The organism is Streptomyces microflavus, from assembly GCF_014650075.1.
Lineage (GTDB): Bacteria > Actinomycetota > Actinomycetes > Streptomycetales > Streptomycetaceae > Streptomyces > Streptomyces microflavus.
This window is the reverse complement of record NZ_BMUG01000007.1, coordinates 280,845-306,280: the sequence shown is the minus strand read 5'-3', so window position 1 is coordinate 306,280 and position 25,436 is coordinate 280,845. Positions and strand designations below refer to the sequence as shown.

General features: G+C 69.4%; 19 protein-coding genes. 8 read left to right on the top strand and 11 right to left on the bottom strand.

The genetic code is table 11. The features are described from left to right. Nucleotides 1-181: 181 nt before the first annotated feature. Nucleotides 182-622, top strand: coding sequence for an NUDIX hydrolase (locus tag IE264_RS21825; protein ID WP_032759323.1), 441 nt, complete (start codon nt 182-184; stop codon nt 620-622). Nucleotides 623-684: 62 nt separating this feature from the next. Beyond that, nucleotides 685-1,218: a GNAT family N-acetyltransferase gene (locus IE264_RS21820; RefSeq protein ID WP_032759322.1), complete on the top strand. Its 534-nt coding sequence runs from the start codon at nt 685-687 to the stop codon at nt 1,216-1,218. Here the strand turns inward: IE264_RS21820 and IE264_RS21815 are convergent. Then, nucleotides 1,197-1,598, bottom strand: coding sequence for a hypothetical protein (locus tag IE264_RS21815; protein ID WP_032759321.1), 402 nt, complete (start codon nt 1,596-1,598; stop codon nt 1,197-1,199). The genes IE264_RS21820 and IE264_RS21815 overlap by 22 nt on opposite strands. 96 nt (nt 1,599-1,694) lie before the next feature. On the opposite strand from IE264_RS21815, the gene sigJ reads away from it, so the two are divergent. Beyond that, the gene (gene sigJ, locus IE264_RS21810) at nt 1,695-2,606 is read left to right on the top strand and encodes an RNA polymerase sigma factor SigJ (protein WP_032759320.1); all 912 of its coding nucleotides are present in this window, start codon (nt 1,695-1,697) and stop codon (nt 2,604-2,606) included. 77 nt (nt 2,607-2,683) lie between these two features. Here sigJ and IE264_RS21805 read toward each other — a convergent pair whose 3' ends face one another. The 3 genes from IE264_RS21805 to IE264_RS21795 form a co-directional block, all read right to left on the bottom strand. Further along, entirely contained in the window at nt 2,684-3,010 is a 327-nt protein-coding gene (locus tag IE264_RS21805) for a nuclear transport factor 2 family protein (protein WP_031124726.1), read from the bottom strand. A gap of 132 nt (nt 3,011-3,142) precedes the next feature. Then, a complete protein-coding gene (locus IE264_RS21800) occupies nt 3,143-4,039 on the bottom strand; it encodes a LysR family transcriptional regulator (RefSeq protein WP_032759319.1) in 897 nt (298 codons plus the stop codon). A gap of 37 nt (nt 4,040-4,076) precedes the next feature. Continuing rightward, entirely contained in the window at nt 4,077-4,835 is a 759-nt protein-coding gene (locus IE264_RS21795; RefSeq protein ID WP_032759318.1) for an SDR family oxidoreductase, read from the bottom strand. Between the two features lie 230 nt (nt 4,836-5,065). Between IE264_RS21795 and IE264_RS21790 the strand changes: the two genes are divergently transcribed. Together IE264_RS21790 and IE264_RS21785 are read left to right on the top strand one after the other, a co-directional pair. Then, nucleotides 5,066-5,926, top strand: coding sequence for an SDR family oxidoreductase (locus IE264_RS21790; protein WP_032759317.1), 861 nt, complete (start codon nt 5,066-5,068; stop codon nt 5,924-5,926). A gap of 91 nt (nt 5,927-6,017) precedes the next feature. After that, a complete protein-coding gene (locus IE264_RS21785) occupies nt 6,018-8,108 on the top strand; it encodes a serine/threonine-protein kinase (protein ID WP_032759316.1) in 2,091 nt (696 codons plus the stop codon). Between the two features lie 77 nt (nt 8,109-8,185). On the opposite strand, the gene IE264_RS21780 is transcribed toward IE264_RS21785, so the two are convergent. The 3 genes from IE264_RS21780 to IE264_RS21770 form a co-directional block, all read right to left on the bottom strand. Next, complete coding sequence (locus IE264_RS21780; protein ID WP_032759420.1) at nt 8,186-8,671, bottom strand: hypothetical protein; 486 nt, start codon at nt 8,669-8,671, stop codon at nt 8,186-8,188. Between the two features lie 125 nt (nt 8,672-8,796). Then, entirely contained in the window at nt 8,797-9,045 is a 249-nt protein-coding gene (locus IE264_RS21775; protein ID WP_158706566.1) for a hypothetical protein, read from the bottom strand. 33 nt (nt 9,046-9,078) lie between these two features. After that, on the bottom strand, nt 9,079-15,387 hold the full coding sequence (locus IE264_RS21770) for an RHS repeat domain-containing protein (protein ID WP_229887677.1): 6,309 nt from the start codon (nt 15,385-15,387) through the stop codon (nt 9,079-9,081). Between the two features lie 397 nt (nt 15,388-15,784). Between IE264_RS21770 and IE264_RS21765 the strand changes: the two genes are divergently transcribed. After that, a complete protein-coding gene (locus IE264_RS21765) occupies nt 15,785-18,796 on the top strand; it encodes a VCBS repeat-containing protein (protein ID WP_229887675.1) in 3,012 nt (1,003 codons plus the stop codon). A 158-nt stretch (nt 18,797-18,954) separates the two neighbouring features. Then, on the top strand, nt 18,955-19,929 hold the full coding sequence (pip, locus tag IE264_RS21760; protein ID WP_032759312.1) for a prolyl aminopeptidase: 975 nt from the start codon (nt 18,955-18,957) through the stop codon (nt 19,927-19,929). Between the two features lie 96 nt (nt 19,930-20,025). Here pip and IE264_RS21755 read toward each other — a convergent pair whose 3' ends face one another. From IE264_RS21755 to IE264_RS21745, 3 genes are all read right to left on the bottom strand, one after another. Further along, nucleotides 20,026-21,015: an aldo/keto reductase gene (locus IE264_RS21755; RefSeq protein WP_015610419.1), complete on the bottom strand. Its 990-nt coding sequence runs from the start codon at nt 21,013-21,015 to the stop codon at nt 20,026-20,028. Between the two features lie 533 nt (nt 21,016-21,548). Next, nucleotides 21,549-22,883, bottom strand: a complete 1,335-nt coding sequence (locus IE264_RS21750; RefSeq protein ID WP_015610418.1) for an MFS transporter — start codon at nt 22,881-22,883, stop codon at nt 21,549-21,551. A 174-nt stretch (nt 22,884-23,057) separates the two neighbouring features. Next, nucleotides 23,058-23,498: a MarR family winged helix-turn-helix transcriptional regulator gene (locus IE264_RS21745; RefSeq protein ID WP_015610417.1), complete on the bottom strand. Its 441-nt coding sequence runs from the start codon at nt 23,496-23,498 to the stop codon at nt 23,058-23,060. Nucleotides 23,499-23,632: 134 nt separating this feature from the next. On the opposite strand from IE264_RS21745, the gene IE264_RS21740 reads away from it, so the two are divergent. Then, nucleotides 23,633-23,827 (top strand): hypothetical protein, encoded by a 195-nt coding sequence (locus IE264_RS21740; protein ID WP_015610416.1) that lies wholly within the window; start codon nt 23,633-23,635, stop codon nt 23,825-23,827. Nucleotides 23,828-23,870: 43 nt separating this feature from the next. On the opposite strand, the gene IE264_RS21735 is transcribed toward IE264_RS21740, so the two are convergent. Beyond that, the gene (locus IE264_RS21735; protein WP_032759311.1) at nt 23,871-25,325 is read right to left on the bottom strand and encodes an NCS2 family permease; all 1,455 of its coding nucleotides are present in this window, start codon (nt 25,323-25,325) and stop codon (nt 23,871-23,873) included. Nucleotides 25,326-25,436 lie beyond the last annotated feature (111 nt).

Genomic DNA, 25,436 nt, shown 5'->3' with positions numbered 1-25,436 from the left:
CGGACATGGGAATGGCTGATCGGAGCGCCAGTCAGGTGTGGCTGCTTGCGCTTGCGCAAACAGTGGTCGGGCGGGGCGCGCACTGTTGTGCTGTCCGGCATCATGAGCAGGGCCTTCCCCCTGGCCCGTATCTCCGTTCTCAGTCTGCCAAGTTGAGTGCCCGCCACAAGGAGCCGCCCAAGTGACCACTCGCCTCCCCGGCCCCCTCGCCGAGAGCCTCCTGGCCGAAGCCCGCCGCGACGGCATCGGGAAGTACGTCGTCGGCGCGCTCATCACCGACGAGGACGGCCGGGTGCTCCTGCTCAGGCGGCGGCCCGACGACTTTCTCGGGGGGCTGTGGGAGCTGCCCAGTGGCGGGGTCGACCCCGGGGAGCGGCTCGTGGATGCCCTGTGCCGGGAGGTTCTGGAGGAGACCGGACTCACCGTCACCGGCGTCACCGGGCACGCCGGGAGCTTCGACTACGCCTCACGAAGCGGCCTCAGGACACGGCAGTTCACCTTCGCGGTCACCGTCGGGGCCACCGGGCCGGTCGCCCTCACCGAGCACGACGACTCCATCTGGGCCGACCGGGGCGACCTGCCGGCCGTCAGCGACGAGACGCGCGCCCTCCTGGCCGGGTAGCTAGGCTCGGTGGCGGTGGGGCTCTCCGCTCCCGCCGCCGCGTCCCGCAGGAGGGTTCCCCGATGATCACCTGGCGTCGGCTCACCGAGGACGACTTCCCGTTGCTGATCTCCTGGCTGGAGCAGCCGCACGTGGCCCGGTGGTGGAACCATGAGACCTCGATCGAGGCCGTACGACGGGACTTCGGGCCCTCCCTCCGGGGCGAGGAGCCTTCGGAGGAGCTGATCGCCCACCTCGACGGCACCCCGTTCGGGCTGGTGCAGCGGTGCCGCCTGGCCGACTACCCCGAGTATCTGGCGGAGGTCGCCGCCCTGATCGAGGTCCCTTCCGGGGCCATGACCATCGACTACCTGATCGGTGAGCCGCAGTTCGTCGGCCGTGGGCTCGGGCCGCAGATGATCCGGTCGGCCGTCCAGGCGATCTGGGACGAGCATCCCGACGCCCCTGGTGTTCTGGTGCCCGTGTCCGCGGCCAACCGGGCGTCCTGGCGGGCTCTGGAGAAGGCCGGACTGCTGCGGGTCGCCGAGGGGGATATGGAGCCGGACAACCCCGTCGACGACCGGGCCCACTATCTCTACCGGATCGACCGGACCTGATGTCCCGGGCGGGGCGGTCGCGCCAGCGCCAGCACGCTCAGGCCGAACATCAGGACGCCCAGGGGGAGATGGACCGACGGTAGGTGCGCGATGCCGACCGCGACCTGGGCGGAGGCCAGGGCCAGGAAGCCGGTCGCGTACCCGATCGGCCGGGGCGAACCCCCGCCCGGCTTCCAGGCCAGCACCGCAGCGAGGACGTACAGCATCGACGCCCCGTACATCACGCGCGCCCCGACATCGTGCAGCACTTCCCCGTACGTCGTGGTGAACAGCAGTCCGGCGGAGACCGCCTGGACGAAGATGGTCAGGGTCTGCAGTGCGATCGCGATCTGCAGGAACGAGAAGCGGTGGTGGTGTGCCGTCGTCGTCTCGGTGGCCATGCCTCGGTCCCCTGTTCCGCCCCCGCCCGGGGAGCAGTAGATCGATAAGGTCTCACCCGTCCGACGACGTGGGCGTACGAAAGGTAAGGCGGGGGCGTGGGGGCAGCGGGGGCGGGCATCGACGCGGTGGCCGGTGAGCGGCGGCAACTGATCAATGTCGCCTATCGGTTGCTCGGTTCACTGGCCGAGGCCGAGGACGCCGTGCAGGAGGCCTACGCGCGCTGGTACGCGCTGCCGCGCAACCGGCGGGACGAGATCCTCTCCCCCGGCGGCTGGCTGACGACGGTGACCGGCCGCATCTGTCTGGACGTACTCGGCTCGGCGCGGGCCCGGCGTGAGCGGTATGTCGGCGCGTGGCTGCCCGATCCGCTGCCCGACCGCGCCGAGTGGGGACTCGTGAGCGAGGGCGGCGACCCCGCCGACCAGATGGTCCTGGACGAGTCGGTGGCCATGGCCCTGCTCGTCGTACTGGAGTCGATGACGCCCGCCGAGCGGGTGGCGTTCGTCCTGCACGACGTCTTCCGCTACCCCTTCGCCGAGATCGCCGCCATCCTCGGCCGGACCCCCGCCGCCTGCAAGCAGCTCGCGGCCTCCGCCCGGCGGCGGGTGCGCGACGCACCGGGACCGGCCGCGGTGGCGGGCGACGGGCGCGCCGAAGCCGTGCGGCGGGTCAAGGAGGCCTGGGAGCGCAAGGACATCGCGGCCCTCGTCGACCTCCTCGACCCCGCCGCCGTGATGACCGCCGACGGCGGCGGCCTGGTCGGTACGGTCCTGCGTCCGATCGAGGGCGGTGCGCGCATCGCTCAGTACATGGTCGCCATCGCCGACCGGGCTCCCGGCCTTGAGCTCCTGGAGCGGTCGGTCAACGGTGCGCCGGGCCTGGTGGCCCGGCGGGGCGGCACCGTCATGACCGTGGCGTCGTTCGATGTCGACGGCGACGGCCTGATCACCCGGATCTGGGCGGTCCGCAATCCGGAGAAGCTGCGGCCGTGGCTGCGGGACGGCTGAGGCGGGCCGTGAGAGCCGTGCAGGAACGGCTCTGCTGAGGCGGGCCGTGCGAACCGTGCAGGAACGGCTCTGCGCGCTCAGGCCGGCGCCTGGCCCGTCTCGAAGCGGCTGATGCGGTCGCCGGTGACCGTGAAGACCCAGCGCGTCCGCATCGTGCCCCAGGTGTCGTTCGTGTAGTCGACGACGAGGGTGCGGCCGTCGTCCGAGGCTTCGACGATCTTCATGCGGCCGTTCGCCTTCGGGGAGAAGATCTCCTTCTCCGTCCAGGCGGCCAGATCCCGTTCGCTGCCGTCGTCGGACATCGTGGCGTCCTCGGTGAGGACGGCGGTGAAGGCGGTCTCGTCCCCCGCGTTGACGGCGGCGACGAACCTCTCCACCACCGGGTCGCTGATCGATGTGGTCATGGTGTTCCTCCTCTGGTGCGTCCGGGAACGGGGATTCCCGGGGATCCTCACCGAGTCTCTGTCGGCGGGTGCTCCGCCGCACGTCGGACGACGGCGGCCTCGGGCACGCGTCCAGCGGACCGGGGCCCCGCGTCACCCGGCGGACCCCCCGGGAAAATCCCCCGCCCGGCTGAGGAAGACGTCCCGGTCCCGGCAGGTCGTGTGCGCGGGCCACAGCGCGTGGACCGGTACGTGGACCGGCGGGTCCAGGTCGATGACCTGGGCCGCACCGCCCGCCGCCGGGCCCGGGGGTGCGGTGACGAAGGCGATGCGGCCGGTCGCGCTGACGGCGGTGATGGGCGGCGTGCCCTGCACCGGGTTGCGCTGGGTGTCGGGTTCCACGCCCGCCTGGCGGCACAGGCCGATCAGGAGGTCCGTGTACGCGGACGAGCCGGACTCGCCCCACACCGTGAGCGGTTCCCCGCTCAGGTCGCCCAGGGCCACCGTGGGGTGCGCGGCGAGCGGGTGGCCGGCGGGGACGGCGACCCGGAGGCGGTGTTCGGCGATCCGGGCGCGGGTGAGGCCCGTGTCGGCGGGCATGGACCGGCTGAGCCCCAGGTCGCAGGCGCCCGTGAGGAGCTGGTCGCGCAGCTCGTCGGGAAAGAGCTGGCGTACGTGGGCCTGTATGCCCTGCTCCTCCGTACGGGCGCGGGTCAGCAGGTCGACGACCTCTTCGGCGGTGACGGCGGGCGTGTGGCCGATGCGCAGGTGCCCGGCCTGGCCCCGGCCGACGCGCCGGGCGCGCTCCAGGGCGGCGTGGGCCTGGGCCTGGAGCGCGCGGGCGTCGTCGATGAGGGCCTGACCTGCGGGGGTGGGTGCGACGTGCTGGTGGCCCCGGACCAGGAGCTGGACGCCGACGTACCGCTCAAGGGTGCGGATCGAGGTGCTCAGCGCCTGCTGGCTGAGGTGCAGCCGCTCGGCCGCCCGGGTGAACCCGCCCTCCTCCGCTACGGCGACGAGGTGTTCCAGCTTGTGCAGGTCCAGGGTCACGCGGTTCTCCCGTACGTCCGTACGTCCTGAAAGGGGATCAGCGGACGGTGTAGCCACCGTTGGCGAAGATCGTCTGGCCGGTGATCCAGCCGCCCTCGGTGACCAGGAACCTCACCAGCGGCGCGATGTCCTCGATCTCCGTCAGCCGGCCGCCCATGGCCTGCGACTTGTGGAACTCCACCCGCTCCGGCGTCTCCTGCGGGTAGAAGAACGGCGTGTCCATCGGCCCCGGGGCCACATTGTTCACCGCGATCCCGCGCGGGGCGAACTCCTTGGCCGCCGCCCGGGTGAAGTGCTCCAGCGGGGCCTTGGCGCCCGCGTAGGTGGCGTACCCGTCCGTGAAGGCGGCGAGCAGGGACGTCACCAGGCTGACGATGCGGCCCCCGTCGTTGAGCCGGGCGCCCGCCTCCTGGAGGAAGAAGTACGCCGCCTTGGAGTTGATCGCGAACATGCGGTCGTACTCCTCCTCGGACGTCTCCCCGATCGGCTTACGGAGGACCATGCCGGTGGTGTTCACGGCCACGTCCACCCCGCCGAAGGCGTCGAGCGCCTGGTCGAAGAGGCTGCGTACGCCGTCGACGCGGGTCAGGTCCTCCCGTACGACCAGGGCCTGGGCGCCCGTGCCGCGCACCGCCTCCGCGGTCTTCTCGGCATCGGCGGCGGTGTTCTCACCGTGGTAGTGCACGACCACGTTGGCCCCGGACTCGGCCAGGGTCCGGCTGATGAGGCCGCCGAGGTTCTTGGCCCCTCCGGCGACGACCGCGGTCTTGCCGCTCAGCAGCTGCTGCTCGCTCATGGTGACGGTCCCTCTCTCCGGCCGCATCTGTCGATATGCGGCGTTGGTCTGCTTTCGCTGCAGTTTCCGCCTTCCACGCTAGGAGCGCCCCCGGGGCCGGGGGAAACACAAAGATCGCGTCGGTCCACCAGGAAGATGGATCGTCGCAGCTCAGCAGGGGCGTGAAGGCGTCGGAGCCATGGCCGGGAAAGTCGTTGACGTAGGCGTACGGGTCACGAAGGATCGGCCCCGTGACGATCAACGAACAGCCTTCGGCCGCCCCGGAGCCGACGTCGGAACCGGTACGTGCACCGGAGCGGGCAGCCCCGGAACTCGCCCGCCCCGTCGCCCTGATCACCGGTGTCGGACGCAGCATCGGGATCGGCGCGGGCATCGCCCGGCAGCTCGCGGCCTCCGGCTGGGACATCGCGTTCACCTACTGGACGCCGTACGACCGGCGTATGGAGTGGGGCGCCGAGGACGGGGCCGCCGCCGCCATCGCGAAGGAGCTGGAGGACGCCGGAGCCCGTACGGCGGCGATCGAGGCGGACCTGACCGGCCCCGACGCCCCCGCCCGCATCTTCGACGAGGCGGAGCAGCGCCTCGGCCCGGTCACCGCGCTCGTCCTCTCGCACGCGGAGTCGGTGGACTCGGGGCTCCTGGACACCACCGTGGAGGCGTTCGACCGGCACTTCGCCGTGAACACACGGGCCAGTTGGCTGCTGATCCGCGAGTACGGGCTGCGCTTCCGCGGCGAGCCGGGCGGGGGCACAGGTGCGGGCGGGGGCACGGGCCGCATCGTCGCGCTCACGAGCGACCACACCGTGGGCAACCTGCCCTACGGCGCGAGCAAGGGCGCCCTGGACCGCATCACCCTGGCCGCAGCGCACGAGTTGGCCCACCTCGGGGTGACCGCCAACGTCATCAACCCCGGCCCGGTGGACACGGGCTGGATGAACGACGAACTGCGGGAGGCGCTGGCCCAGGGCACCCCGCTCGGCCGCCTCGGCACCCCGCGCGACACCGCACACCTGGTGGACTTCCTGTGCTCCCCGCAAGGACAGTGGGTCAACGGGCAGTTGCTGAAGAGCAACGGCGGCGCGGCTTCCTGAGCCCGCCCGATATCACCATGCCTCGCAACCCTGTGGAGTCCTGAGGGAACGTCTACTGTTTGCCTGGTCCATGTAGTGCACAGGGGGTCGCATGCAAGGCGAAGACAGGGCCGGGGCCGGCCGGGCGGACGACGGGGCCACCGGTGGCCCCGAGGACCGCTGGGCGGGCGACGGCCTCCGGCGTGCGGACTCCGGGGCGGCGCAGGAATGGCCCCGGACACCGCCGCACGAGGCGTCCCCGGGCCACCGCCGCCCGCAGGTGGTGATCGAGGGCCGCTACGAGCTGCTGGAACCGATCGGCAGCGGCGGCATGGGCGAGGTGTGGAAGGCCCATGACCTGCGGCTGCGCAGGTTCGTCGCCATAAAGGGGCTGCTCGACCGGAACGCGATGACCGCCGGCACCCAGGCGGCGGCGATGCAGCGGGCCCGCCGCGAGGCGGAGGCGATCGCCAAGATCGAGCACCCGAACGTGGTGACCGTCCACGACCAGGTCGAGACCGACAACCAGGTCTGGATCGTGATGAAGCTGCTCGAAGCCAGGTCCCTCGCGGATCTGCTGCGCGGCGAGAAGGTGCTCGCCGTGCCGAGGGCGGCGGACATCGGCCTCCAGATCCTCCAGGGCCTGCGGGCGGTGCACGCGGCCTCGGTGGTCCACCGCGATGTGAAGCCGGGCAATGTGCTGGTCCGGGACGACGGGCTGGCGATCCTGGTGGACTTCGGGATCGCCACGTTCGAGGGCGCCGCCCAGGTGACCCGTTCCGGCAGCGTGATCGGCACGCCCCCGTACCTGGCGCCCGAACTCTTCACGCCCGGCTCCCCCGGCCCCACGCCCGCCTCCGACCTGTGGGCGCTGGGGATCACGCTGTACGAGATGGTCGAGGGCCGGGTCCCCTTCGCGGGCGGCGAGGTGTGGGAGGTCCAGGAGAACATCCGGCAGGCCCCCGACCCCGTACTGCGGTACGCCGGGCCGCTCGCCCCCGTGATCCAGGGCCTGCTCTTCCCGGACCCGCACGAGCGTGTGGACGCGGCCACGGCGGAGGCGATGCTGCGGGAGGTGCTGGGCGCCCCCATCGCGCGGACCGCGACCGCGGGCGGGGCGACGGGCGGGGCGGCGACGCACCCGCCGACGGCCGTGTCCGAGCCCCCGCCCGGTCACGATCCGGAGCCCCTGGGCCCGCCCGTCGCGGAACCCCGGGCGGCGGACGGACAGCGGGCGCAGCAAGGCCGCCGCCGGAAGGGGCCGTGGCTGAAGGCGGCGACGGTGACGCTCTGCGTCGCCCTGCTGGGCACGGCGGGCTGGCTGGTGGCACAGGGCGCCGGCGCCGACAAGGGCGGTACGGGCGGCAGCACCACCACGGGGACGAGCGGCCGCGGTGGCAGCGCCGTACCGGAGAAGTGGAGGAAGGAGAACCCCACCCTGAAGATCGGCGTCAAGGACGATCAGCCGGGCCTGAGCAAGTACGACAGGAAGACGAAGACGTACGCGGGTTACGACATCGACCTGGCCTACGCGATCGCCGAGGACATGGGGTACAGCCGGGACCAGGTCGTCTTCACGACGGTCCCGACCGACTACCGGAGCACCGCCCTCAAGACGAAGGGGGTGGACCTCGTCATCGCCTCGTACAGCATCACGCCCGAACGGAAGAGCGCGTCGCCCGGCGGGTACAGCGTCGACTTCGCGGGCCCGTACTACGAGGCGAGCCGGGGGTTCCTGGTCCGCGAGAAGTCGAGCAAGTACACGATCAACGACTCCAGCGACCTGCGCCGGCTCAAGGTCGAGGTGTGCACGGCCCGGGATTCGACGTACGAGACGGAGCTGCCCAAGCGGGGCTTCACCATGACGGAGTCCCAGCCCAACACCTACCAGGACTGCCTGGACCAGCTGCTGGACGTGAAGTCGGACGTCTACGCGGTGGCCTCGGACGACATCATCCTCGCGGGTTACGTGAAGGCGAACCCGGGCAAGGTGCGGCGGCTGGAGAACATCCAGGGCGCGGAGGGGTACGGGGTGGCGATGCGCCCCAACTCACCTGGTCTGAAGGCCGAGGTGTGCTCGGCGCTGCGGAAGATCCTGGCCGGGAAGGTCTGGGAGGACATGTACGCGAAGAACCTGTCGGCCCTGATGGACAGCAAGACCCCACCGGGCCGCCCGGACCTGACGGAGTGCGAGGGGTACTGAGGCCCTTGGGCGTACGGGTCCAGGCTCACGGGTCCGGGCTCACCGCTCCAGGTACGGAGCACCGCTCTCGGCGCGGCTCACCGCTCCGGAAACCGCTCCCCGCACCGGCTGCAGAAGACCGGCGCGGGGTCCTCGGAGAGCCGCCCGCACTCCGGGCAGACCCGGTCCAGCATGCAGGGCCCCTCGCCCCCCTCGTATGCCCCGCTGGGCGGCTTGACCGCCAGGCCGGGGCGGCGGCGGTGCACGGTGAGGTACGTGAGCCCGTCCGCGCCCGCCGAGAGGGCGCGGCGGGAGGTGCGGGGCAGCCAGACGACGGTGCTCGGGCTCAGCACGATGTCGCCGCCCCCCACACGGACACGTCCCGCGCCCTCCAGCACGACCAGGAGCACATCGAGCACGTCCTCCTGATGGACCCCGACCTCCGCACCGGCCGGCAGCCGCACAAGATTGGCGTCCAACTCCCGCCCCGCCTCGGCCAGATGCCACAGCGCGCCGCGCTCGTCGGGCGAGGCGGAGGCGAGGATGTCGTCCAGTACGGCGAGGACCCGGGGAGTCGCGTTCACGGCGCCCAGGTTACGCAGCAGCGGCATCGTGTGGGGGACGCCCCCACACGATGCCGCCCCAGCCTCTTCACAACCTTCTGAAATCGGTCGCCGCACTCAGGGACCACTGACCGGGAAAAGAGGTGTCAGTGACCCAGGTATTCAGACAGGCGAATCCCTCCGATGCACAGGCCGACCACGCCGAGGATCGCCCAGAGGAACCGAACAACGTTCGGGGTGAACCTGGGGTCGGGAGGACCGCCGGGAGTGACCCTGGAAATCAGATCGTACACCTTTATCGAAAGGCCACGATAATCCGCCGCCACGAGAATCCCCATGACCGCTATAGCGAATCCCCAGATGACATGAAGCATTTCGCCGTTCTCCCTATCCACCCACGGAGGCCAGGCCACCCCCGACCGCCCCAGCTACCACGTGAACAATTTGTGCACACCGGTCTTTCCCGAGCCGAAGTTCCCCTCCAGCCCTGCGGCGCCAGCAACCCCCGCAGTGAAACTATGCACTATGTCGCCGCGAGAATTTCTCGTGCCATAGGTGCCTCGATGTCCGGCAGTGACGCCCCACCCGTAGCCGGCCGTTCCGCCGAACCCGGAAGCGTCGCCCCGAATTTGTTCGAAATCGTCTGCATTGCTGCGCACCAGACCAGCACTGGCACCGACCCCGGCGGGACCCCCCACCTGCTCCTCGATGGTTCCACTCAACCCGAAGTCCGTCTTGCCGTCAGGGCGCTTGGTCCAAATAAGGCACCCCGAAAGTTCGCCACCCAGGCCAACAGTACCACCCACACTCACGCATACTCCGGATGTGTTCGTGTAGGTATTCACGTAATCCCAGGCACCCTTGGCCTTACCCCAGGCTTTTCCAAGATTCCCCTTGATGCTGCCCCAGGTGTCATTCTCCTGTTGGCGCTTCCGGGATGCAGCCTGCGTATTTACCTTGCTCGGCGCCGTCTTGTTCACGCTCTTGTACGACACATGGGAAACCTTGCTCGTCCCGTAGTAGCGCACTTTGTAGGTGCTGGGGTTGGCCTGGTACGCCTTGTAGCGCTTCTTGGACTGGGTGTCCTTCTTCGGCGTCTGCTTCCACACCCACTTGCCGTTCCTCATGGTGAAGCCGGCATACATGCCCCGGTCGGAAGCCCACTGCTCGTCGGCACGGGGTCCGCCTCCCGTCGGACCGTCCGGGCGAAGCCCCGTCGGGTCCGACTTGGTGAGCGGGCTGTTGTGGGCGTAGCTGTAGGCGTTCATCTGCGCCGGGTCACCGAAGTCGATGATCGGGTCGACGGAGACGAAACGGCCCAGGACGGGGTCGTACTCACGGGCGCCCAGGTGGGTCAGGCCGGTGGGGTCGTTGGTTCCGCCGACGAAGCCGCGGGGGCCGAAGACCGACGACTGCTCGGATCGCAGCTGACCGAAGGGAAGTTGCTTCCTGCGGGTCAGGGCCAGGCTGCCGACCGCGAGGGCTGTCATGGCCGTGCCCTGGTGGTCGTTGATCAGGTAGGCGATGGAGTTGCCGTTACGGACGGCGACGGTCTCACCGTTGTGTGTGTAGTAGCGCGTCGCGGTCTTGGTGCCGTTCGCCGCGAGCTGCAGCTGGTCACCGTTGGGGAGGGTGAGGGTGCTGGAGCCGTCCCCGTTCTTCGCGATGATCCGGTTGCCGTCGGCGTCGTAGGTGTAGGCGGTCTGCTTGCCGGCCTCGGTGAGGGTGGCGAGCTGGCCCTCGGGGGTCCAGGTCAGGTCCTGGACGGTGGTGCCGATGGTCCGCTTGGTGGTGTTGCCCGCGTCGTCGTACTGGAAGGTGCTGGTACGCCCGTCGGCAGAACCGCCGGTGACGGATGCCTGCTGCACCGCGTGGGGGCGCTTGGCTCCCGGGGTCGGGTGCGTGTAGGTGGTCGTGGCGTCCGCGCCGCCGGCCGTGGTGGCGTGCTCGACCTGCTTCGACCGGTTGCCGATCTTGTCGTAGCTGTAGCTGTGCCAGTACGCGTCCGGCCCGCCGACCGTGGACGCCGAGGGGGCCGCCGCGCAGTCGGTCTTCGCCGTCCAGGCCTCGGCCAGTCGCCCCAGCGGGTCGTTGGTGAAGCACTGGGTGTCGGTGGACTGCTGTGCGTCCTGACCGCTGACATTGGTCACGCCGGTGACGTTGCCCGCCTGGTCGTAGGCGTACGTGGTGTCGTCGACCCGCTTGGGGGCGACATCACGGTCGGTGGTCTGCCGGGTCACCCGGCCGGTGTGCTCGTCGTACAGCACGGTCTTGTACGCCTTCTGGTTCAGCGTGGCGCTGTACTCCAGCCGGGTGGGGCGGGAGAAGACGTCGTAGAGCGTGTTGGCGACCAGCGCTCCGCGCTGACCGCTGGTGCGGAAGGCCTGGTCGTCACTGTTGTAGTTCGTGGTCACCCGTTCGGCGGGGATGTCGCCGACAGCGGGGTTGAGAGTCCAGAGCAGTGCCCCGGTCTCCGCGTTGTAGCCGTATGTCCAACTGAACGTTCCTGCCAGTCCGCCTGCCGCGGCCGGAACCGTGCTGGTGGTCGAGGTGGGCTGGTAGCGGTCGTTGAAGCCGTCGGTCGCGGTGGTGTACTCGGCGGTACCGACGTAGCGCGTGCTCTTGGTCAGCTGCCCCTTGGCGAGGGTGTCGTAGGTCCACTTCGACAGGAGCGTGGTGCCCTGCCTGACCTCGTCCTTGCGGCCGAGCACGTCGTACTTCGTGGTGAGGGTGACACCCCGGTCGTCGGTCGTGGTGACGGGGCGGCCCAGGTCGTCGTACTCCGTGAGCGTGGTGCCCTTGTCCGGGTCGACGGTCTTGGTCTTCTGGCCCCGGCTGTCGAAGGTGTGGGTCCAGATGTTCTCGTCGGGGTCGATGACCGAGGACGGCTCGTCGTACTTGCCGTACACGTACCGGGTGTTCTCGGACGTGGTGCGTGCGGCGTTCGTGTACTGCAGGAGTTCGGTCGTGCGTCCGCGCGCGTCCGTCACCGTCGTCGTGGCTGTGCCGCCCTTGGGCGGAATGACCGTGGTGCGGTCACCCTCGTAGACCGTCTTGTTGCGCCACTGCTCGTCGCCGAACTTCACGGACAGCGCGTCCGTGACGCGGCCCATCCCGTCGAAGAGGTTCTGTGTCGCCGTCGGGACCGTGTTCACCGCGGCCGACTTCAACGTCGCCGACGGCGCGCCCGTGGCGTAGTAGGGGGCGTACGTCTGCCACGGCCGGCCGTGGGTGTCGTAGTGGGTCTCCGTCATGATCCGGTCCTGCGTGCCGGTGGCCGGGGCCTGTGTCTGGCGCTCCCGCAGCAGTCCGTCGTAGAGCGTGTGGGTGGTGCGGTAATCGCCGTTCTGCTTGAGGGTCTTGGTGGTGACGGCATTCGTGTCGGTCTTGGAGATCCGGTAGCTGTACTCGGCGGAGGGCTTGTCCGCGTGGGCGGCCTTGGTCCAGCCCGGCTCCCACACCTTCAGCACCCGGCCCAGGCCGTCGTGGACGGCGTCGGAGCGCTTGCCGTTCGCATCCACCGTGGCGGTGACCACACCGCGGACCGGGTCGTGCGTGGTGGTGGTGACGTGGTCCTTGGCGTCGGTCACCGTGACCGTGGTCGGTGCCTGGAGAGTGGCGGGGGTGTAGCCGGTCCGCGTGGTGGTGACCTTCAGTGCGTCGGTGGAGGCCTTCTCCCTGCCGTGCTGGTCGTAGGTGTGGGTCGCGGTGGTGAGGTATCCGGTGCCCTTGTCGTCCTGCTCATCCAGGCGCGTCACATCGCCCCGCACGGGCGGCGTGGTCAGGGCGGTCGCGTTGTCGTAGTAGAAGCGCTCGGCCGAGACCAGGTCCGCCGGCAGGGTCGGCGTGGTGCCGCAGGGCTTGGCCACGGTCCGGGACTCGGAGATCGCGGTGAGGATGTTGAGCGAGGTGTTGCGGACGTAGGTGTTGGTGGTGCACTCCTCGTCGCCGGTCTTCGCCGTGTCGCCGAGCGAGGACTCGGTCAGCACCTGGCCGACCGCGTCGAAGGTCCGCTCCAGACGGGTGGTGCGCCACCCCGCGCCGACGGCGGTGCGGGTCTGCTCGCTCTTCCCGCCCGTGGCGTACGCGTGGAGGGCGGGCAGTCCTTCGGCCCGGGTCTCGGTGGCGGTCGCGGCAGAGCGCCACGGCTCGTGGCTGGTGGTGGTTTCCAGCTTGCCGCCGTCGCCGTTGTAGGTGGCTTCCTCGCGGGTCATACCCGCGAAGGTCTCCCGGTCGGTGACAGCGACACCTTCGGTGTCCTTCACCGAGGCCCCTTCAATGCCCCGGAAGTAGCGGAACTCCTTCAGCGTCCGCTTGTCCGGTGCCACCCCGGTGCGGACCTGGACCCGTCCGTATCCCTTGCGGTCGCCGTACGTCAGGTGCTTGGCATTGGTGAATTCGTCGTCCTTCGACTTGGCCCAGGCCATGCCGTCCAGGTACGCGTAGTCGGTCTGCTTGGTGGGGGCGCCGCCGGTGATGTCGGTCTCCAGGACCTGGGTGACGACATAGGAGTGGAACCAGTCGAGATACGGCTCGTAATTCGCCCCGGGGGCTTCCGCCGGCGACCACTTCACCGGATAGCAACGCCGGTTGTTGGACGTGGGGGTGGGGACGCTGCCTGCCTTGCAGTCGGCCGCCGAGTAGGTGAGGCCGATCGTCCCGCCGGTCTCGGTGTTGATGCCGTAGACGCGGTAGCGCCAGAACGGCGGCACCGGATCCGGGGCGCCGCCGGTGGTGGCACCCTCCACGCGGTTGGGCAGCGTCTGCCCCTTGAAGGTCACCGAGGGAAGGGTGACGGAGCCGGTGCCGCCGTGTCCGGTGCGCGTGATCGACGCCAGCCACAGGGCCGGGTCACTGCCGTCGCCGGTCGAGGGGAACTGGTGGGTGAAGGCCCAGGAGTCGACCGGCTTGAAGGCCGTACCGACGAGGACCGAGGTGTCGATCTTCGTCAGCCGCTTCCGGCTCCAGAAGGACGGCGAGTATCGGTCCTTGCACTCCGTGCCCGACGCGCAGTAACGGTCGAAGGGGACGTCGGGCCAGTTCTTCGCCTTGGCCTTGTCGAATGTTCCGCAGTCGCTCAGGCAGCGCTCGCTGTTGGTGAACTCCACCTTGGCGGCGGGCTGGGCGTAGAAGTCGGTCCCGCGCAGACCGTACTCGATCCGCTTGAGGTACCCACCGCGGATGTAGGGGGTCGCGGTGGAGGCGCCGGTGCTGGGGTTGACGTTGCGACCGTAGTAGTTGGTCTCCTTGTCCCAGTAGTACGTCATGGCGTCGCCGTGCGGGTCGATGACCGCGTCCAGGTTCCACCGCCAGGCCTGCTGGCACCAGGCGTCCTTGAACGCCGCCGCATAGCAGGGCTCGCCCGTCTGGTTGCCGAAGACCGGCACCGTCCAGGTGGAGTTGGTCTCGTCCTTGCCCGCGGCCCAGCCGGACGGACGGTTGTAGCCGAAGTAGTAGCGCGTGCCGTCGGGGGTCGTCACCCGCCAGTGCTCACCGTCATTGTCGCCGTTGGCCCGCGTGGTACTGGCGAACTTCTCGACCTTGGTGCCGTCGTCACCCTCCAGCCGCCACTCGCCGCTGGTGTCGTCCTTGATGAGGGTGTTGGACCGGCCGCCGAGGTTGATGACGGCGTTGTCCTTCTTCCAGCACAGATCGCCGACCTTGGCCGTGGTCGTGCTGTTCTTCGTGTCGTCGGTGCAGGCGATGTACTGGCGCTCGATGTAGCCCGGCTCCATCGACCAGCCGTCACCGATGCTGTTGGCCTGGTTGTTCGTCGAGGCGGTACGCCCGTCGACCGCCTGGGAGGAGTAGCCGAGCTGCAGCTCCGGGACGGCGGAGCCGGCCACGGCCGGGGTGCCGATCGGATAGGTCCAGGAGAACGCGCCGTTCGAACCACCCGCTGACCAGGAGGCGGACGGAGAGAGCGAGGTGGCCTTGAAGTTGCCCGATGGGCCGGCCTCCGCAGCGGTCGCGGCCAGCAGCATGGTGCCGCCGGAGACCACCTGTGCCCCCGCCGACCGCGCCACAGGAGCGGTACCCGCAGCCTGCGAGGTGGTCGTCGGAGCGGCCTCGGGCAGGGTGACAGCAGCCTTCAGCGTGCCTTCGCTCGCGTCGTTGCTCGTGGTGAGGGACTCGCCCGTCGCGCAGCCCTTCTTGCCCGGTGTGGTCAGCGCGCAGGCAGGAAGCGTCTTCAGGGTGAGGCGGGAGGCCCAGTCGCCGCCGTAGGCGTCACGGAAGCCGGAATAGTCGACCTCGACATCCACGCTCCCCTCCGCCCCGGCGGTGGGACGCAGAGCGAGTACGACACCCTCGACGCCCAACGACTCGGTGGTGGCCCGGTCCAGAACCTGGACCTGGACCTTCTGCGGGCCTGCTGCCCCGGCCTTGCCGGAAGCGGAGGACAGGGCCGAAGCCTTCGCCGAGCCCACCGTCCGCGGTGCGGTGCGGCCCACGCTGACGGGCAGCGAACCAGCCTTCACCGAAGCTCCGTTCTCACGGAGCGAGGGAGTCGCGATGCCGGGCTCCGGCCAGGCGACCTTGGGCGACTTCCACGGACGTTGCGCCGCCTGATCGGGCTTCGACGACACCTGCTTCGCCACCTCCCCGGTCGGCACCGGGTCCGGCTTCTCCAGCCTCAGCAGATTCAGGTCGGCGGCTGCCGCAATCGGCCCGCCGAGCAGTCCCACAAACAAGAACGCGGCCAGCGCGATGGCTATCAGCCGCGCCCGTCTCCTCACGCGTCCGGTAATGACGCCCCCACCCGAGAACATGCGCAGAACTCCCCACCCGTTGGCAAAAAAAGACAGACGAGCACGGAAGCTAGCAGGACTTTCACATCGTCAGCACGGGGTGTCCGTAACGATTCGGCGGCTTCCAGCCACTACCCGAATGAAGAAGGTGATTGATTCATTGGCTTATGCACCAGAATATGAAGAATGGACGGCTCGAAATGAGTGACCTGATAGCGCATCAGCCTCGGAATGCTTTCGTCACACTTCCCTCACGTTCTAGGGTGCGAGTCGAACAGACCTGGGAGGGGACTTTTTGATGGAACTTTTGCGAGTCAAAACCAGATGGAGAACAAAGGGTGGCGTCACAGTGGCGGCGGCCCTCGCCGTCCTTCTGACACTCGGCGTGCCGCAGTACGTGCCGGAAGCCGCCGCCGAGCCCGCAGCCACCCCGACGCCCGTGGCGTCCAAAGCCGATGCCGAGGCGCTGGCGCAGGCCGAAGCATCGGAGACCGGCCGACCCGTCGAAGTGCTCGCCAAGCGCTCCGAGGTGTCGCAGGTGTTCGCCAACCCTGACGGCACCTTCACCCAGGACACCTACGCACTGCCCCAGTTCGTACGCCAGGACCGCAAGCTGGTGCCGATCGACACCACGCTCAAGGTGAACGCCGACGGCTCGCTGTCCCCGAAGGCCGCAGAGGTGGACGTCCGGCTCTCCGGCGGTGGCGAGGGACCGCTGGTGACCGTCGTACGCGATGGGCGCAGCATGTCCTGGACCTGGCCGCAGCCGCTGCCGAAGCCCGAGGCCGACGGTGACACCCTGACGTTCGAGGATGTCCTGCCGGACGTCGACCTGAAGGTCAAGGCGGGCCCGGCCGGATTCTCCAGCCTCCTGGTCGTCAAGACTGCGGAGGCGGCCGCCGATCCGGCACTGAAGCAGGTCGACTTCGACCTGGACACCAACGGCCTGGCAGTGAGGACAGACGCTCACGGCAACTTCACTGCGGTCAACCCGGCCGGCGAAGTGGTCTTCACCGCGCCGACCCCCCTGATGTGGGACAGCAGCACCGCCTCCGCGCCTGCCGCGCCTGCGGCCCGCTCGACCCGCAGCGCCCCCGTCGGACCGCCGCCGCCCTCCGATGAGTTCGAGCCCGCGCACGGTGCGCAGCAGGCGGCCATGGGGATCTCGGTCACGGGCGGCAAACTGCGCCTCACTCCGGACCAGAAGCTCCTGACGGGCAAGGACACGCAGTACCCGGTGCTGCTGGACCCGGCGGTCTCCGGTCCCCGGCACTCCTGGACCATCGCCTACAAGAAGCACCCGAACAGCTCGTTCTTCAACGGCGCCAACTGGGACAACGGCACTACCACCGCGCGTGTGGGGTACGAGAACGAGACCAACGGGCTGAGCCGGTCCTTCTTCCGTATGGATGCCGCCAACCTGTGGTCCACGAACAAGGTTGTCTCTTCCTCCACGTTCCGGATCAAGAACACCTGGTCCTGGTCGTGCACGAACCGGCCTGTCGAGATCTGGGAGTCCGGCGCCATCTCCGCGTCCACCACGTGGAACAAGCAGCCCGACTGGCGCAAGAAACTGGATTCGGTCAACGAGTCCCTCGGCTGGGGCCCGGACTGCCCCGGGGGGAACCTCGCCTTCGATGTGACCGCGGGTGCGAAGGACGTCATCGCCAACAAGTGGAAGACGCTCACCCTGGGTCTGCGGGCGTCCAAGGCCGATGAGGACAACAACAACGTCCTGTCGTGGAAGAAGTTCGACGCCAAGTCGGCCGTGCTGTCGACGACGTACAACACCGTGCCCAACGCCCCGAACAGCCTGGACACCATTCCCAGCTCCGGTGGGTGCGACATGGTCGCCCCGTACACCACGATCGGGAACACCGACGTCACGCTCACCGCGAAGGTCTCCGACCCGGACGGCGGGACGGTCCGCGCCCAGTTCCGCCTCTGGGGCACCAACAACCTCGCGGGCGGAGCTGAGATCTTCAACCAGATCGTGTCCGCCACCTCCGGCACGGTCGCGAAGGTCAAGGTCCCCAAGGCCACCTTGCAGAAGCACCTGGCTGCCGCCAAGGGGAACTTCGGCTGGAAGGTGCAGACTCTGGACGCGAGCGCCAATTCGGCCTGGAACCCCAGTGCCAGCATCTGCCGATTCGACTTCGACCCCACCCGGCCCAGCACACCACCCACCGTCAGCTCCCAGCAGTTCCCCGACGGCTCCGACGGCTGGCCCGCCATCACCGGCCAGGCCCGTACCGCCGGAACGTTCATCCTCGGCAACGGGGGCGTCAATGATGTCAAGTCCTACGAGTACTGGAGCGATTGGGACCCCACCGTCCGCAACGTCACGCCCAGCGCCGATCTCGACGGGGACGGGAAGATCGACGCCAAGCTCGTCCTGACCCCGCCCGCAGCCGGGTCTCAGCGGCTCTACGTCCGCAGCCTCGACGCCGCACAGAACCGGTCCGACCGGGCCTCCTACCTCTTCTACGCCAACGGGCTCTCGGTCCCCGACAAGGCGGGAGACCTCAACGGAGACGACAACGCCGATGTCTACGGTGTGCGTGGCAGCGGCGAGTTGTGGCTGTACGCCGGCCAGGGCAACGGCTACGTCGGAACCGGAACCGTGGCGGGCAATGGCGACTTCAGCCAAGCCGGTATCACACACCGCGGCGACTGGACGGGGGACGGATTCGAAGATCTCATCGCGGCCATTCCAGGAGACGGCGGCAAGTCCCTCCACCTCTACCCGAACAATGGGGTCGGCTGGGCCTGTACCGAACGTGACGAACAGGCCGATGGGCACTCGCGCTCCTGCCAGTACGACCGCCAGGAGATCGACGTCTACGACGAGGCCAACAACCACTGGATGAACGCCGAACAGATCCTTGCCATCGGTGACGTGGACGGGCCCCTGGACACCGACAACGACGGCACCATCGATATCGCCGGCTACCCCGACCTTCTCGTGAAGGAGGGCAATCTGCTCTGGTTGTACTTCGGCTCGGAGTCCCTCTACCTCGACGAAACCCGTGCTCCGGTCCTCATCGGCAGCGGATCTTGGTCCAACTACGACCTGGTAGCGCCGGGGGACCGCACCGGCAACGGACATGTCGACCTCATCGCCCGCCACAAGACCAACGGCGAACTCCGCCTCTACCAGGGCACCGGGCCGTCAGGAGAAGGCCTCGGCAACGGCCCCACCTCCACCGTCATCGGCAGCGGGTGGACCCGCGCCCACCGGCCGCTGATCACCGCCGTCCCCGACGCCGGCTCCGACAACAAGGCCGACATCTTCGCCACCGGCAGTGACGACAAGCTGTACCTCTACCACAACCTCTCCGGCAGCGGGGTCGCCATTGGAAGCAGCGGATGGCTCGACTTCCAAGCCATCAGCTGACAGCAAGAGCGCGCAGCAAAAGGGGTACCTCCCGTCACGGTGACGGGGGGGTACCCCTTTTCCTTCTCCCGCTCTTCGGGCCGGGGTGGGCCGGAAGCCGGGGCCGACGGCTCCCGTAGGGTGTCCGGTCCACGAAGTCCCGAGGGGGAGGCACCACGGTGGACAGGACCCGGCCCGACGATCTGTACCCGCCGATCGACCCGTACGACAGCGGCATGCTGGACGTCGGCGACGGCAACCTCGTGTACTGGGAGGTGTGCGGCAACCCGGACGGCAAGCCGGCCCTCGTGGTCCACGGCGGCCCCGGCTCGGGCTGCACCCCGCGCGCCCGCCAGTACTTCGACCCGGACCGCTACCGCGTGGTCCTCTTCGACCAACGGGGCTGCGGCCGCTCGACGCCCCACGCGAGCGACCCGGCGACGGACATGCGGCACAACACCACGCACCACCTGATCGCCGACATGGAACGCCTGCGGGAACACCTGAACATCACCGACTGGCTGCTGTACGGGGGTTCCTGGGGCTCCACGCTGATCCTGGCGTACGCGCAGACGCACCCGGAACGGGTCACGGAAGCCGTCATCTCCTCCGTCACCACGACCCGCCGCAGCGAGATCGACTGGCTCTACCGCGGCGCCGGCCAGATCTTCCCCGAGGCCTGGCACACCTTCCGCGAGTCCGTCCCCGAGGCAACCGGCCCCACCGGCCTGGTCACGGCCTACGCCCACCGCATGGAGAGCCCCGACCCCGCCGTACGGGAACGGGCGACGGCCGCCTGGTGCGCCTGGGAGGACGCGGTCCTGTCCATGGAGGCCAACCCGGGCCCGCCCCCGTACAGCAGCCGCCCGGGCCCGGCCCAGCAGGCGCTCGTCCGGATCTGCGCCCACTACTTCTCCCACGGCGCCTGGCTCCGGGAGAACCAGCTCATCGACGAAGCCCACCGCCTGACCGGCATCCCCGCCGCCCTCATCCACGGCCGCTTCGACCTGGGCGGCCCCCTGATCACCGCCTGGGAACTCGACCGGGCCTGGCCGGACGCCGAGTTGACGGTCATCGCCGACGCGGGGCACCTGGGCGTCCCGGCGACGAAGCGGGCGGTGCTGGCCGCGCTGGACGGGTTCGCGGCGACGTGAGGTCCGCCCGCGGCGGCAACACCACCCGGGCGGGGCGGACGCGCACGGCCGCCGCCCCCACCCGGGAGCGGCGGCCGCGGAGCACGCGGGCTCAGGTCACCAGGCGAAGGCCTCCGGTGAAGGGCCCGGGCCCGGGAAGATCTCGTCCAGGCCGGTGAGTACGGCCTCGGGGAGTTCCAGTTCCAGGGCGCGCAGGGCGCTGTCCAGCTGCTCGGCGGTGCGCGGGCCGACGATCGGGCCCGTGATGCCGGGGCGGGTCAGCAGCCAGGCCAGGGCCGCTTCGCCGGGCTCCAGGCCGTGCTTCTCCAGCAGGTCCTCGTACGACTGGAGCTGGGCGCGGGTGGCGGCGTCCGCGAGGGCGTCGGCCGCGCGGCCCGAGGCGCGGCGGCCGCCCTCGGTCGTCTTCCTGATGACACCGCCCAGCAGACCGCCGTGCAGCGGCGACCAGGGGATGACCCCGAGGCCGTACTCCTGCGCGGCCGGGATGACCTCCATCTCGGCGCGGCGCTCGGCGAGGTTGTAGATGCACTGCTCGCTGACCAGGCCGAGCGAACCGCGGCGGGCCGCCTGCTCGTTGGCCTGGGCGATCTTGTAGCCGGGGAAGTTCGAGGAACCCGCGTACAGGATCTTGCCCTGCTGGACCAGGACGTCGATCGCCTGCCAGATCTCCTCGAACGGGGTGTCCCGGTCGACGTGGTGGAACTGGTACAGGTCGATGTGGTCCGTCTGGAGCCGCTTGAGCGAGGCGTCGACCGCCCGCCGGATGTTCACGGCGGAGAGCTTGTCGTGGTTGGGCCAGGCGTCGCCCTCGGCGGCCATGTTCCCGTACATCTTGGTGGCCAGGACCACCTTGTCGCGCCGGCCGCCGCCCTGGGCGAACCAGGTGCCGAGGATCTCCTCGGTGCGTCCCTTGTTCTCGCCCCAGCCGTAGACGTTGGCGGTGTCGAAGAAGTTCAGGCCCGCGCCGAGCGCGGAATCCATGATCGCGTGACTGTCCGACTCATTGGTCTGCGGGCCGAAGTTCATCGTCCCGAGAACGAGTCGGCTGACCTTGAGTCCGGTGCGTCCGAGCTGTGTGTACTTCATGACGCCCCAGCCAACTCCTTCGAGTCCACTCCAGGCAAGCGCGCGTCCCGGACACGCCGAGGAGTCCGCCGGACGGTCAGCGTCCGCTCTCCAGCGTGACCAGGGGGTTCCTGTCGTTCTTCTCGCCCCTGTGCGCCACGGTCCTCGGCTACCTCTTCATGGGGCAGACCCTGGGGCCGCTCCAGCTCCTGGGCGCGGCCGGGGTCGTCGGCGCGGTGGTGCCGGCTCAGCGCGGCGCGGGAGCCCCGCCCGGCACGCCCCCGCCTGCCGCGTCACCCGCCGAAGGCGGCCGCCACGGCGACGACGAGGAACATGAGCACGAGCACGGCCGCCATGATGCGGTTTCTGGTCTTCGGGTCCACCCTTCGAGCCTAACCGCACCACCCACCGGCCCCGCGCCCAGGCCCGTACCACCTTCCGGCCCCGGGAAGCCGTAAGGCAGGTCCGGGTGTGTCCCGGGGGGCGGGCCTACGGACAACGAAAAGGCGCCCGCCCCCGGTCTCTCCGGGCGGAGGGCGCCTTTCTCGCGTGTCTCACGCCGCCGTGGCCAGCTGTTCGCGCTGGACGAAGCGGACGTGCGGGCGGCCCGGGCGGAGGTCGACCTTCAGGCGGAGGCCGCCGACGCGGGCGAGGGCGAAGCCGACGCCCAGGGCGGCGATCACCGAGATCGCGCCGCCGGCCGCGAAGCCGATGCGGGCGCCGTACGTGTCGCTGATCCAGCCGACGATCGGGGCGCCCACCGGCGTACCCCCGGCGAAGACCATCATGTAGAGGCTCATCACCCGGCCCCGCATCTCGGGGTCGGCGGCCATCTGCACGCTCGTGTTCGCGGTGATGTTCGTCGTCAGGCCGAGCATGCCGATCGGGACCAGCAGGATCGAGAAGAGCCAGACGTTCGGGGAGAGCGAGGCGGCGATCTCCAGCAGTCCGAACGCCGTGCCCGCCGCCACCAGCATCCGCAGCCGCGTGGAGCGGCGGCGGGCCGAGAGCAGTGCGCCGGCCAGCGAACCCGCGGCCATCAGGATGTTGAAGAACGAGTACATCCCGGCGCCGCCGTCGAAGACCCCGTCGGCGAAGGCGGTGAGCCAGATCGGGAAGTTGAAGCCGAACGTGCCGACGAAGCCGACCAGGACGATCGGCCAGATCAGCTCGGGGCGGCCACGGACGTAACTCAGTCCTTCCCGCAACTGTCCCTTGGCGCGCGGCACCCGGACGGAGGCATGGAGCTCGCTCGTCCGCATCATCAGCAGGCCGATGAGCGGGGCCAGGAAGGAGAGACCGTTGAGCAGGAACGCCCAGCCGCTGCCGACCGTGGTGATCAGGACTCCCGCGACGGCGGGGCCGATGAGCCGGGCGGACTGGAAGTTCGCCGAGTTCAGGCTGACCGCGTTGCGGAGCTGCGCGGGGCCGACCATCTCGGAGACGAACGACTGGCGGGCCGGGTTGTCGACGACGGTCACCATGCCGAGGAGGAAGGCGACCAGATAGACGTGCCAGACCTCGACGACGCCGGAGAGGGTCAGGACGGCCAGCGCGATACCGCACAGGCCGAGCAGTGCCTGGCTGACGAGCAGGATCTGCCGCTTGGGGAGGCGGTCGGCGATGACACCGCCGTACAGGCCGAAAAGCAGCATGGGAAGGAACTGGAGGGCCGTGGTGATACCTACGGCCGTCGCGGAACCCGTCAGGCTCAGGACGAGCCAGTCCTGCGTGATGCGGGACATCCAGGTTCCGGTGTTGGAGATCACGGCGCCCGTCGCGAACAGGCGGTAGTTACGGATCTTCAGCGACGAGAAGGTCCCGCCGGTCTTGCTCTCGTGGGTGGAAGTCGGTGCGGGGGCGGAGTCTGCTCCGGATCCCGTACTCAAAAGGGTTCATCTCCTCAGGCGTCTGCGGCGTGCGGTCCGACGAGGACGTGACGACGGGCGCTCCGGCGGTGATCGTCCGGGGCCGGCGGTGTGCCGGTCCCGCTGCGATCGTCTTCCCCGGACCGGTGGTCCCATCCGGTACGGGGAAGGCGTGACGCCGGTGCGCCCGCGGGGTCACAGGTGGGCGAGCTTCTCCAGCACGGGCGCGGCGGCCCGCAGCGTCTCCCACTCGTCCTCGTCCAGGCCCTCGGCGAGGTGGGACAGCCAGGCGTTCCGCTTGGTGCGGCTCTCCGCGAGCATGGCCTCGGCCTGCTCGGTCTGGCTGACCATCTTCTGCCGACGGTCATCGGGGTGCGGTTCCAGCCTGACGAGTCCCTTCGCTTCCAGCAGCGCGACGATGCGGGTCATCGACGGGGGCTGCACGTGCTCCTTGCGGGCCAGCTCGCCGGGGGTGGCCGAGCCGCAGCGGGCAAGGGTGCCGAGCACCGACATCTCGGTCGGGCTCAGCGATTCGTCGACGCGTTGGTGCTTCAGGCGCCGGCCCAGCAGCATCACGGCTGAGCGGAGGGAGCTCACGGCGGCGGCACTGGCACCGTCGTGGATCAGGTCAGGCATGTTTGTTAGCGTAACTCATTACCCAAACTAAATACCACCCGATGGTACGCGCGCGAGAAACCGATCACCCGAACGAGTGAGACGGGAGCGGAAAGTGACGCGAAAAGCGCCCCCGGGCGGCGACCCTGCTTGGCATGGGATCGACAGTGCTCAGCCTGCGGATAGACGGTGAGCTGCTCGACCGGCTCCGGCAGCACGCCGCGAAACGCGGAATGAGCGTCCAGGACTACGTGGTCCGGACGCTCATTCGCGACGACTTCGACGAACGCTTCAAGGCGGCCGTCGACGAGACGGAGAAGTTCTACGGGGAGGAGCAGACGATCACGTGAGGCCGCCGGCCGGGTAGGGCCGACGGCCGGGTGAGGCCGCCGGTCAGGTGAGGCCGAGCGCCGGCATCGCGTAGTAGAAGACGAAGACCGCCGACACCACGTACATCGCGACCGGGACCTCGCGTCCCCGGCCCGCCGCCAGGCGCAGCACGGAGAAGGCGATGAAACCGATGCCGATGCCGTTGGTGATCGAGTACGTGAACGGCATCATCACCATCGCCAGGAACGCCGGGACCGCGAGCGTGTAGTCGCTCCAGTCGATGTCCCGCACCGAGCCCGCGATGATCAGGAAGCCGACCGCCAGCAGGGCGGGGGTGGCCGCCTGCGACGGGACCATGGTCGCCAGCGGTGTGAGGAACAGCGCCACCGAGAAGAGCAGACCGGTCACGACGCTCGCCAGTCCGGTGCGGGCGCCCTCTCCGACGCCCGCCGTGGACTCCACGAAGCAGGTGGTGGCGGAGGAGGAGCTCGCACCGCCCGCGGCGACCGCGACGCCGTCCACGAAGAGCACCTTGTTGATGCCGGGGAAGTTGCCGTCCCGGTCCATCAGCTTCGCCTCGTCGCCGACGCCCAGGATCGTGCCCATCGCGTCGAAGAAGCAGGACAGCAGCACGGTGAAGACGAAGAGGATGCCGGTCAGCACCCCGACCTTGCCGAAGCCGCCGAAGAGGCTGACCTCGCCGAGCAGCCCGAAGTCCGGAGCGGAGACCGGGTTCCCCGGCCACGCGGGCGTCGTCAGGCCCCAGGCACCCTCGGGCAGGCCCGCCACCGCGTCGATGACCACGGCGACGACCGTCATGGCGATGATCGAGATCAGGATCGCGCCGGGCACCTTGCGCACGATCAGCGCGAGCGTGAGCAGAGCGCCCAGGACGAAGACGAGAACCGGCCATCCGGTGAGGTGACCATCGCCGCCGAGCTGGAGCGGCACGGTGGTCATGGCGGCGTCCGGGATGCGCGAGACGAAACCGGAGTCGACCAGGCCGATCAGCAGGATGAAGAGGCCGATACCGATCGCGATGCCCTTGCGGAGCGACCTCGGTACGGCGTTCATCACGCGTTCCCGCAGCCCGGTCGCGACCAGCAGCATGACCACGATGCCCGCGAGGACGACCATGCCCATCGCATCCGGCCAGCTCATCCGGGGGGCGAGCTGCAGGGCGACGACGGTGTTGACGCCGAGCCCGGCCGCGAGCGCGATCGGCACGTTGCCGATGACACCCATCAGCAGCGTGGAGAAGGCGGCGGAGAGCACGGTGGCGGTGACCAGCTGGCCGTTGTCGAGCTGGTTGCCGTACATGTCCTTCGCGCTGCCCAGGATGATCGGGTTGAGCACGATGATGTAGGCCATCGCGAAGAACGTGGCGAACCCGCCGCGGAGTTCGCGCGCGACGGTCGACCCCCGCTCGGAGATCTTGAAGTACCGGTCCACGCCGCCCTGGGGCTGCGGAGCCGGGGGCTGCGGGGAGTCGACCGGAGCGGTGGCCGAGGGGGGCATGGGTGACCTCAGTCGTACGTAGAGGAGTGGGAGCAAAAGGGCAAAAGGTGATCGAAATTGGATGTTCAGACGAACAAATCGAGCCAGCCCAAAGCAGATTCAGTATGAATA